This window comes from Pontibacterium sp. (genome assembly GCF_041587635.1).
GTDB lineage: Bacteria > Pseudomonadota > Gammaproteobacteria > Pseudomonadales > Balneatricaceae > Pontibacterium.
Genome location: NZ_JBFGYC010000070.1, coordinates 1 through 11,030 on the forward strand (window position 1 = coordinate 1; position 11,030 = coordinate 11,030).

The 11,030-nt window shown below is 52.5% G+C and carries 10 protein-coding genes; 2 read left to right on the top strand and 8 right to left on the bottom strand.

The window, feature by feature from the left end; translation table 11 throughout:
* Positions 1-1,503 (bottom strand): ATP-dependent DNA helicase RecG (locus ABYW01_RS05845; protein ID WP_372831564.1); only part of this gene is annotated, 1,503 nt, incomplete at its 3' end.
* Positions 1,503-2,417, bottom strand: coding sequence for a hydrogen peroxide-inducible genes activator (locus ABYW01_RS05850; protein WP_372831565.1), 915 nt, complete (start codon positions 2,415-2,417; stop codon positions 1,503-1,505). The genes ABYW01_RS05850 and ABYW01_RS05845, both read right to left, overlap by 1 nt.
* A gap of 50 nt (positions 2,418-2,467) precedes the next feature.
* On the opposite strand from ABYW01_RS05850, the gene ABYW01_RS05855 reads away from it, so the two are divergent.
* Positions 2,468-3,307 (top strand): SDR family oxidoreductase, encoded by an 840-nt coding sequence (locus ABYW01_RS05855; RefSeq protein ID WP_372831566.1) that lies wholly within the window; start codon positions 2,468-2,470, stop codon positions 3,305-3,307.
* Here the strand turns inward: ABYW01_RS05855 and ABYW01_RS05860 are convergent.
* From ABYW01_RS05860 to hemB, 6 genes are all read right to left on the bottom strand, one after another.
* A complete protein-coding gene (locus tag ABYW01_RS05860; protein ID WP_372831567.1) occupies positions 3,304-4,053 on the bottom strand; it encodes an ABC transporter permease in 750 nt (249 codons plus the stop codon). The two genes, ABYW01_RS05855 and ABYW01_RS05860, sit on opposite strands and share 4 nt — an antisense overlap.
* Positions 4,050-4,742, bottom strand: a complete 693-nt coding sequence (locus ABYW01_RS05865) for an ABC transporter permease (RefSeq protein ID WP_372831568.1) — start codon at positions 4,740-4,742, stop codon at positions 4,050-4,052. Before ABYW01_RS05865 ends, ABYW01_RS05860 begins: the two co-directional genes overlap by 4 nt.
* 50 nt (positions 4,743-4,792) lie before the next feature.
* Positions 4,793-5,551 carry an ABC transporter substrate-binding protein gene (locus ABYW01_RS05870; protein ID WP_372831569.1) on the bottom strand — a complete coding sequence of 253 codons (759 nt, stop codon included), beginning with the start codon at positions 5,549-5,551 and terminating at the stop codon, positions 4,793-4,795.
* A gap of 41 nt (positions 5,552-5,592) precedes the next feature.
* Positions 5,593-6,366 (bottom strand): ABC transporter ATP-binding protein, encoded by a 774-nt coding sequence (locus ABYW01_RS05875; RefSeq protein ID WP_372831570.1) that lies wholly within the window; start codon positions 6,364-6,366, stop codon positions 5,593-5,595.
* A gap of 358 nt (positions 6,367-6,724) precedes the next feature.
* Complete coding sequence (gene ppk1, locus ABYW01_RS05880) at positions 6,725-8,887, bottom strand: polyphosphate kinase 1 (protein WP_372831571.1); 2,163 nt, start codon at positions 8,885-8,887, stop codon at positions 6,725-6,727.
* A 49-nt stretch (positions 8,888-8,936) separates the two neighbouring features.
* On the bottom strand, positions 8,937-9,947 hold the full coding sequence (gene hemB, locus ABYW01_RS05885; protein ID WP_193951245.1) for a porphobilinogen synthase: 1,011 nt from the start codon (positions 9,945-9,947) through the stop codon (positions 8,937-8,939).
* A 320-nt stretch (positions 9,948-10,267) separates the two neighbouring features.
* On the opposite strand from hemB, the gene elbB reads away from it, so the two are divergent.
* Positions 10,268-10,921 (top strand): isoprenoid biosynthesis glyoxalase ElbB, encoded by a 654-nt coding sequence (gene elbB / locus ABYW01_RS05890; RefSeq protein ID WP_372831572.1) that lies wholly within the window; start codon positions 10,268-10,270, stop codon positions 10,919-10,921.
* Positions 10,922-11,030 lie beyond the last annotated feature (109 nt).

Genomic DNA, 11,030 nt, shown 5'->3' on the forward strand with positions numbered 1-11,030 from the left:
ACACTGCAACGCTTCCGACTCTTCGATTAGCGTACAGACCCAGTACACCTGACGCCCATCACGACAGGCCGAGCGCACCCGTTCAATTACCTGATGGCGGCGTTCGTCCCCGATGACCACCGTTGCGACCGGCGTGCGTCCCGGCGGCAGTTCATCAATGATGGAACAATCCAGATCGGCATACGCGCTCATGGTTAATGTGCGAGGGATCGGTGTGGCCGTCATAATCAGCTGGTGTGGAGATAACTCACCGTTGCGGCCTTTTTCGCGCAGGCTCAACCGCTGGTGCACACCAAAGCGGTGTTGCTCATCGACCACCACCAATCCAAGGTCGTGAAACACAACCTCCTCCTGAAACAGTGCATGGGTGCCAACCACAACACGTGCCTCGCCGTTACGCATCGCTTCAAGTTGGGCTTCCCGCTGCTTACCCTTAAGCTTACCGGCCAGCCACGCAACCTTAATGCCCAGCGGTTCCAGCCAGGCGGTAAAGTTATTGAAGTGCTGCTCCGCAAGGATCTCAGTTGGCGCCATCACCGCCGCTTGCAAACCACTTTCAACCGACTGTAACGCAGCTAACGCTGCCACCACCGTTTTACCTGAACCGACATCACCCTGTACCAAACGTAACATCGGGTAAGGCTGCTGCAGATCCTGCGCAACCTCCGCACCAACTCGCTGCTGTGCACCGGTCAGCGGGAACGGAAGCCCCTGTAAGAACGGTTGCGTCAGCTGACCGCTAGCCTGCAACACGGGAGCCCCCTGTTCACGTGTTTTTGCACGCAGCTTAAGCAACGAAAAATGGTGGGCCAGCAGCTCCTCAAACGCCAATCGGCGCTGTGCAGGGTGTTTGCCATCCAGCAACAAGGGTTGATCAACATCAGCCGGGGGATGGTGCAAGTAGCGGATGGCATCGTTCAACTCCGGCAATCGCCATTGCTGGCGGATGTTGTCCGGTAACAGTTCCTGCAATCCCTGACGATCCAGATAGGTTAACGCCTGAGTCGCCAGACTGCGCAGACGCGTTTGATGTAATCCGTCCGTTGTGGGGTAGACCGGTGTCAGGTTTTCCGCCACCGGTGTCAGCTTGTCGCTATCGAGCTTGGTATATTCCGGGTGCACCATCTCCAGTCCGGCCGCGCCGGTTCTAGCCTCGGCAAAACAACGGATACGGCTACCCGGTTTGAGACTATTTTTTTGCGCGGCGTTAAAGTGAAAAAAGCGTAACGTCAGCGTGCCGGTACCGTCCTGAATACGGCATAGCAGGCTACGACGACGCCCCTGCACCACATCTGCAACTTTGACTTCACCCTCCACCACACATTCGTCACCCGGCCGCAAAGACCCTATCGGTACGATTCGGGTGCGATCCTGATATCGCAGCGGCAGATGAAACAACAGATCCTGTACGGTATGAATGGCGAGACGCTCAAGCTTCAGGGCCAGCGCGGTCCCCACGCCTTTAAGATCGGTAACCGGTATTTCAGCGAGCGGTTGGGACATCAGCGACCACTGGCTCCCAACAATCGACAACGACTAATCGCCTGCACCAGCACATCAATCGCCTGAGGGCGGGGGAAGCTGGCACGCCATGCAACCGCCACGGTGCGCATCGGCCCCGGCGCTTTAAATGGACGCGTCACCACCATATCGGAACGGTAGTGGGTATTTTTAACGGCTGAGGACGGCAATACACTGGCGCCTAAGCCGGACGCAACCATCATACGTATCGTTTCCAGCGAACTACCTTCCATCACTGTATGCTGCTCGTGCATCGACTGATTCAGGGTGGGGCAGGCTTCTAACACCTGATCCCGGAAACAGTGGCCTTCACCCAGCAATAACAGCTGCGTTTCAGATAGCTTGCTGCTGTCGACCTCTTTATTCGAAGCCCATGGGTGTTCGGCAGGCAGGAGCATTTCGAAGTTTTCATCATAAAGCTCACGTGTCAGCACATCCGGCTCCTGAAATGGCATAGCGATGATAATCGCATCCAGATCACCGTTACGGATTTTCAGTCGCAGTGTTTCGGTAAAGTTCTCTTCAATATAGAGCGGCATCTGCGGTGCTAAGGACTGCACCTCCGGCACCAGATGGGGAAACAGGTAAGGCCCAATCGTATAGATCGCACCAATGCGCAGGGGACTTTTGAGTTGATCTTTACCCTCATGCGCCAGGTCTTTGATGGTTTCCGCCTGCTCCAGAACACGCTGCGCCTGCTGCACAATTTTGTCGCCCACCGGGGTGACTTGTACGGAGTTCTTGCTGCGCTCAAACAGCGGTATACCCAACTCCTCTTCCAGCTTTTTCACCGCGATCGACAGCGTAGGCTGACTAACGAAGCAACGTTCGGCCGCACGGCCAAAGTGTTGCTCTCGGGCGAGGGTCACGATATAACGCAATTCAGTGAGGGTCATCCTGAGACTTCCTTTGCTATTATGCCTGCACACACCATATGGAGAGAGTGATGCCGAAGCAGTCAGTTCTAATCGCCGGATGTGGCGATGTTGGTTGCCAACTTGGACTTAACTTACTAGATCAGGGTCTGGAGGTATATGGCCTTCGTCGCAATATCAACCAGTTACCCGACGGCATCCAGGGTATTGCAGCAGACCTCGGTAATCCTGAGACACTTCGTGATCTGCCTGCAACTACCATTGTAGTGTATGCCGTTGCGGCTTCGAGCCATGATGAAGAGGGATATCGCCGGGCATACTGCGAAGGGCTGAAAAACTTACTGGCTGGCCTACCGGAATCTCCACAACACCTGTTCTTTACATCCAGCACGTCGGTCTATCACCAAAACGACAACGGCTGGGTCGATGAAACAAGTCCAACACAACCCACCAGTTTCTCCGGCCAGATTATGTTGGAAGCGGAGCACATCGCTCTGCACAGCAAAATCCCGGCAACGATTGTGCGCTTCAGTGGCATCTATGGCCCGGGACGGAATCATTTGATCAATCAAGCGCGCAGTGGTCGCAGCGCACCCGCAGAGCCTGTGTTGTTCAGCAATCGAATTCATCGGGATGATTGCGCCGATGTGCTCGCCCATCTGGTCAAACGCAGCCTGAATGGATATCCGCTTGCCCGCGTCTATCTGGCAACCGATGACGAACCAGCACCATTGCATGAAGTATCAGCATGGCTGGCAGAGAAGCTGGAAGTGGATATTATCGATCGTACTGCAGGTCGCCGCACGGGAAGTAAGCAATGCAGTAACCGGCTACTGAGAGCAACCGGTTACAACTTCCGCTATCCAACGTATCGGGAAGGTTACCTTTCGGTACTTAAGCCCAAAGATTAACGATCCAGATGCTCGTCGCGCAGTTGTGGGTCGAGTGTCGCAGGCAGCGGTGTGTGTTTGTAGTACTGGTAACGGTTAAAGCGGTATTCCAGCAAACGGAATATACCGATCATCACTGCACCGATAACCAGATACACCATCCCCGCCGCCATAAACATCTCCAGCGGCGTATAGGTACGTGCAATGATCGTACGAGCCATACCCGTCAGATCCAGCAGTGTAATGGTCGATGCCAGCGCACTGCCTTTCAGCATTAACACCATCTCGTTACCATAAGCCGGCAGAGCAATACCAAACGCACGTGGTAATACCACTCGGCGGATCATCAACGGACGGCTCATACCCATCGCCTGTGCTGCTTCAAGCTCACCCTTAGGGATTGCCTGAATGGCCCCACGGAACAACTCGGCACTGTATGCAGCCGTATTCAGGGTAAAGGCAATAATCGCACACCAGTACGGTTCTTTCAGAACAACCCAGAGCACAGACTCTTTCACTGCTTCAAACTGTGATGCGCCATAGTAGATCAGGAAGATCTGCACCAGTAACGGTGTGCCACGGAAGAAGAAGATATAGCAAAATGGCAGGACACGAATCCAGAAGTTCTCGGATGAACGCGCCAGCGCCAGCGGAACAGCCAGCGACAACCCCATCAGGCCGGATACCAGCACCAGCTCAAGTGTGAGCCATGCACCGTCCAGAAGGCGGGGTAAATATTGCAGGATAACACCCCATTCCCAAGTCATATGCGCGCTCCTTTGCCAGCCGGATCAGCACGACGCTCCAGCCACTGGGTGGTCAACGTCGCCAGCACGGTCAGCCCCAGATAGATACAGGCCGCTGCCATATAAAAAGTGAACGGTTCTTTGGTCGAGCCAGAAGCCACATACGCCTGTCGCATAAGATCGTTCAGACCCACCACCGATACCAGCGCGGTATCTTTCAGCAGCACCTGAAACAGGTTACCCAGTCCGGGAATTGCCAGACGCCAGAGCTGTGGCAGGATAATCCGGAAGAATGTCTGCAATGGACTCATGCCAAACGCATAAGCCGACTCCCACTGCCCTTTCGGAATAGCCAGCATCGCCATACGGAACACCTCGGTGGCATAAGCACCAAAAGCGATCGACAGCGCGCCAACCCCGGCGATGAAGGGGCTGATTTCGATATATTCTTCGTAGCCGAAAAACCCCATAAACCACATCAGCAGCTGCGAGCCACCAAAGTAGAGGGTCAACACCAGCAACAGTTCAGGGATACCGCGCACAACCGTGGTATAGAACGTTGCCATGCCACGCAGGACACGAAATGGGGAAAGTTTAGCGGCAGCACCCATCAGACCAAACATCAGACCAACGACCAGACTGGCCAATGCCAGCTGTACCGTGACCCATGCGCCTGAAATCAGGAGGTGCCCAAATCCTTGCAGATCCATGTATTCAACCGGATAGTGGCGGGGACAGCCAAACCATCCCCGCAGTCAGATCAGTAGATGGAGAACGGGAAGTACTTCGCGTTGATCTTCTCGTAAGTGCCATTCTCAACGATCGCTTTCAGTGCATCGTTGATACGGGTACGCCATTTAGAGCCTTTACGCAGTGCGATGCCGATCTCATCGTTGATATCGATATCGTCGCCTTTAAACTCAAATGCGTTACCCGCGTCAGTATTCAACCAATCGTACGCTGGAAACTTATCGGACAGCAGCAGATCCAGACGACCGGAGGTCAGATCCAGATAAGCGTTGTCCTGAGTGTCATACAGTTTCACATCAACGATGTCACCCAGATTGTCTTCCAGGTACTGACCCGCGATAGTTGCACGCTGTGCACCGATGGTTTTACCTTTCAGAGCCGCTTCAGAGGTATCTGCTGCCTGATCTTTGCCCGCAACAAATGCCAGAACGTTGGAGTAGTAACGTTCGGTAAACTCAACAACACGCTGACGCTCAGGCGTGATAGACATAGAGGCGACGATAGCATCATATTTACGCGCACGCAGACCCGGAATAATACCGTCCCAGTCCTGAGCCACGATTTCACAATCAGCCTTCATTTCTGCACAAAGTGCACGCGCAATATCAACATCGAAGCCTTCCAGCTCGCCTTGAGCGTTCACCATGTTGAACGGTGCATATGCACCTTCGGTTGCGATGCGCAGTTTATCACCGGCGATAGCCTGGGTTCCCATCACCAGGGAGCCTGCCATAAGCGCTACTGCGCCAATCAGCTTATGAAGTTTCATCTCTAGGTTCTCTCTATTGAGTTTATTGTTGTTTGATTTTTTTACTGGTGGCTGGCCATGAAATCCTGCACACGGGCAGATTTCGGTGCGTCGAACAGCTGTTCCGCTGTACCGCTCTCCTCAACCTGTCCCTGATGCAGGAAAATCACTTGTGACGAGACATCACGGGCAAAACGCATCTCGTGCGTCACGATCAGCATCGTGCGCCCTTCTTCGGCCAGCTCACGCATAACACTCAGCACCTCATTGACCAGTTCTGGATCCAGTGCGGAAGTCGGTTCATCAAAGAGTAGCAGCTGAGGATCCATCGCCAATGTACGAGCGATAGCAACACGCTGTTGCTGACCACCCGACAAATTACCCGGATAAGCATCTTGCTTGTCCAGCAGGCCGACTTTGCGCAGCAGTTCCTGAGCACGCACAACGGCTTGGTCTTTGGGCTGTTTCAGCACCTGAACCGGCGCTTCAATGATGTTTTGCAGGATGGTTTTATGCGGCCACAGATTGAACTGCTGAAACACAAAGCCGATGCGGGAACGCATTTGCTCCAGCTGTTTGCGATTGGCAGCCACCAGCGCGCCGTCTTTGGCAGTTTTTAGGGCCAGCTCTTCTCCGCCAACGCGGATCTGTCCCTGATTTGGACGCTCAAGCATGTTAATACAACGCAGGAGGGTACTCTTGCCCGAGCCACTGGAGCCCAGAATGGAGACAACGTCACCCTCGTTGGCGGTCAGAGATACCCCTTTCAGGACCTCAATATCACCATACGATTTATGTATATCAACAAGCTCAAGTGCAGATTGCTGGTTGATCATATTCTGATTCCTAAGCCATGTTTGGCGCACTTGTTTGTACGTCGGTGGCGGTCAACTGCCGGGGGTCGCCCGCGCAGGATTAGAAACACTTATTTCGCATAAGAAATAAAAGAGATCAATTTTGCCGGATATTTACTAAAAGCGCAATTGGTTAACATTTAGACGGCTTATGCTTATAACACATGGATAGTTCCAAGCTTTAAGCATAGAGCGGAATCACACTCTGCGAGGGGGAAGCGTCATCACAACACATCCGTATTTGTAAAATATCTATGGCGAATTGAGCTATGGAGAAAGTCAGGAGAGAAGCCACGGCAACTATAAACAATAGCCGCCGCAGTAGAAGATCTACGAGTATTTATCGAGCAAAATCATCCATCAACCGGTCCTGCGCAGAGAAACGCTCCTCCCCTTCTGCCGGATGATTCTGGGTGTAACTACCATCCGCATGCAGCTCCCAGCTCTGGCAGTTATCCATCATGTAGTAATCCAACTCCTTTTTCATACGATCGGCATTTTTTCCAAACAGTTGAAATCCGGTTTCTACCCGGTTAAGCATGTTGCGTTCCATCCAGTCAGCGCTGGCAGCAAACACTTCAGGCTTACCGTTGTTGGCAAAATAACAAACGCGGGTGTGTTCAAGAAAACGCCCGATGATGGAGCGTACACGGATATTCTCTGATAACTCAGGAATTCTCGGACGCAGACGACACATGCCGCGGATGATCAGGTCGACTTTGACACCCGCACGGGAGGCTTCATACAGAGCACGAATCATCTTCGGCTCGGTAAGACCATTCACTTTCACCATGATATGGCCCGGTTTACCGGATTTGGCCAAGCGTGTCTCACGCTGGATCATTTCCAGCATTTTCGCATGTAGGGTAAACGGTGCATTGTAGAGCTTTTTAAGCTTCTGAATTTTGCCCATACCGGTCAGCTGCTGGAAGATTTTATGAACATCTTCACCCACTTCATGATCGGCAGTGAGGAAGCTGTAGTCACTATACAATCGCGCGGTACCGGAGTGGTAGTTACCCGTGCCCAGATGGGAATAGCGCACCAGCTTGCCGTTTTCCTGACGCACAATCAGCATCGCTTTGGCATGACATTTGTAGCCCACCACGCCGTATACAACCAGACAACCCGCTTCCTGCAGGCGACTGGCCAGATGCAGGTTACTCTCTTCATCAAAACGTGCCCGTAGCTCGATCACGACGGTGACTTCCTTACCGCTACGCGCGGCTTCCACCAGCGCATTTACGATATCGGATTTAACACCGGTCCGATAAAGGGTTTGTTTGATCGCGACGACGTTCGGATCTGTCGCTGACTGACGCAGCAGATCCACCACCGGAATGAACGACTGGAACGGATGCAGTAACAGCTGATCACTCTGTTTCAGGGCGGTAAAGATATCTTTCTGATCTTTGATTTTGCCCGGGATACCCGGTGAGAACGGTTTCCAGCGCAGGTCGTTCCGCTCGACCAGATCACGCACAGCCATCAGACGCGTCAGGTTAACCGGCCCGTTCACGCGATAGGTTTGGCTTTCGTTCAGCGTGTACTCCTGCTGCAGGAACTGAATCAGCTCTTCTGGCGTACGGTTATCCACCTCAAGGCGCACCGCATCACCATATTTACGCGAATGCAGCTCACCACGCAGGGTATTCGCCAGATCTTCAATCTCTTCGAAATCGAAGGTCAGATCGGCATTTCGGGTGATGCGGAACTGAAAACAACCCTTCACTTTCATGCCAGGGAACAGATCATCCGCGAACTCATGGATCAGTGAAGAGAGAAAGATCAGGTGATCACCTTCGCCTTCACAGATATCGTCCGGCAAACGCACCAAGCGCGGCAAAGAACGTGGCGCGGGGATGATCGCCATACCCGTCTGGCGACCAAACGCATCCTTACCATCCAGCTCAACAATAAAGTTCAGGCTTTTGTTCACCAAGCGCGGGAACGGGTGGGAAGGATCAAGTCCTACCGGACTAATAACGGGTACCACATTGTCGTTGAAGTAGGTTCTGATCCACTCACGCTGCTTGTCGGTCCAGATGCGGCGACGCAGGAAGTGGATACCTTCGTTCTCCATCTCCGGGAACAAAGTTTCGTTGAGAATCTGATACTGACGCTCGATCTGCGCATGACAGATCTCCGCGATACGGCTGATGATCTTCTCCGGATGCATCGCATCAGGACCCACCGCTTCGCGACCGTATTTGAGCTGATGCAGCTGCTCGGCGACACGAATTTCAAAAAACTCATCCAGATTGCTGGAGAAAATCAGCAGGAACATCAGACGTTCCAGCAACGGATGTTTCTCATCCAGCGCCTGTTCCAGCACGCGGATATTAAACTGCAAGTGGCTCAGTTCACGGTTGATATAAAGCTCGGGCGCTTTAAGGTCAACCGGCGGCTCTTCCACCGGTTCATCCGTAATCGGCACACTTTCCCGGCTTTCCAACAGGGCTACTGCCGCTTCACTCTGCGCTACAGCGGTCTCTTCAACCATCTTCTCTACTCCTGTAGTGGTCAGCAGCCCTTCGAAGTCGGGCTACTGCCTATTCATTCATCAATTGTGCTGCACGCTTGGCAAAGTAGGTGAGAATGCCATCAGCACCTGCGCGTTTAAACGCCATCAGGGATTCCATCATGACCGATTTTTCATCCAGCCAGCCGTTCTGGAACGCGGCCATATGCATCGCGTATTCACCGCTGACCTGATACACAAAAGTCGGCGCAGACAGTTCGTCTTTAACCCGGCGCACGATATCCAGATACGGCATACCCGGCTTCACCATCACCATGTCTGCACCTTCAGCCAGATCCATCGCTACTTCGTGCAACGCTTCGTCGCTGTTGGCAGGATCCATCTGGTAACCAAACTTGTTACCTTTACCCAGATTCCCCGCAGAACCCACGGCATCACGGAAAGGACCGTAGTAAGCACTTGCATACTTAGCAGAATACGCCATGATTCGGGTATTCACATGGGCATTGCTTTCCAGCTCATTGCGTATTGCACCAATACGGCCATCCATCATGTCACTTGGCGCAACCACATCAGCACCCGCCTGAGCGTGAGACAGTGCCTGCAGTACCAATGTATCCACAGTACGGTCATTCAGCACGTAACCGTTCACGTCGATAATGCCGTCCTGCCCATGTGTGGTGAACGGGTCCAATGCCACATCCGTCATGACACCCAGTTCCGGGCAGGCATCTTTCAGCGCTTTAACCGCACGCTGTGCCAACCCATCCGGGTTGTAAGCTTCTTCTGCAAATTCAGTTTTTACATCCAGTGGCGTCACCGGAAAAAGTGCAATCGCCGGTACACCCAAAGACACTAACTCTTTCGCTTCTTTTACCAGCAGGTCGATGCTCATTCGCACGACACCCGGCATTGAAGGTACAACCTCTGTTTCATTCTGCCCTTCAATCACAAACATAGGATAGATCAGGTCATCCGGTGTCAGTGTATTTTCCCGCATCAGTCGACGGGAGAAATCATCAGCTCGCATGCGGCGCATACGGGTCTCAGGGTAGAAACGCTGGCTATTGTTAAAGGCCACGGGCAACATCCTTCTTTCGCACGAGATTGGACTCGAAAATCATGACAGTAATATGACATCGCGATCTGATAAGATGGTTGTTCATTCAACAACCTGACCAGACGCAATGAATAACGGTGTTACGCCCAGTAGAATTCGCTCCCGGACTCATCCGAAAGGCCACTAAAAGCGCGTAGTATTTGCACAAATCTTAACGTAATCTGTTGCTTGATAGTTAGCTTATTGTCGCCCAAAGACTGCGGGAACTGTTAGTTGATACGCCTCAGCAACGTTCTTAACGCCAGCATTCATATGTTCTGTTTACGGAAAAGGATCTCAGTATGAAAAAAATCGCCGTTATTCTCTCAGGTTGTGGTGTATTTGATGGATCAGAAATATACGAATCGGTACTGACCCTATTACGTATCGAACAGAACAACGCTCAGTACCAGTGTATGGCACCTGATATCGAACAGCTGCACGTCATCAATCACCTTAACGGCGACGTTGCTGAGGGCGAAAGCCGCAATGTTCTGGTTGAAGCCGCACGCCTGGCACGGGGTGATGTTCTGGATCTGTCCACGGCGAACGCAGCTGATTACGATGCGCTGATTATTCCAGGAGGCTTTGGTGCAGCGAAAAACCTGTGCGATTTTGCTGTCAATGGCGCACAGTGTGAAGTGAATGAAATCGTTGCCAGTTTCACGCAGGAAATTCACAAGGCAGGCAAACCAGTGGGCCTGATCTGTATCGCTCCTGCAATGACTCCATTACTGTTTGGCGAAGGCACACAATGCACGATCGGTACCGATACTGACACTGCGGCAGCGATTGAAGCTATGGGTGGACAACACCAGATTTGCCCTGTGGATGAAATGGTCATCGATACCGAGAAAAGAGTCGTGACAACCCCAGCCTATATGCTGGCAGAGTCGATCTCCGAAGCGGCATCAGGTATCAATAAGCTGGTCGATGCTGTTATTGAAATGGCCTGATCGAACAATATAGAGGAGCATGTCACCGCATACTCCAGGGAAGTTCTTATGCTGCACCGCCTTTTGTTACCAGCTCTGATTGGGTTTTCTCTTATTCACGCCTCACCCA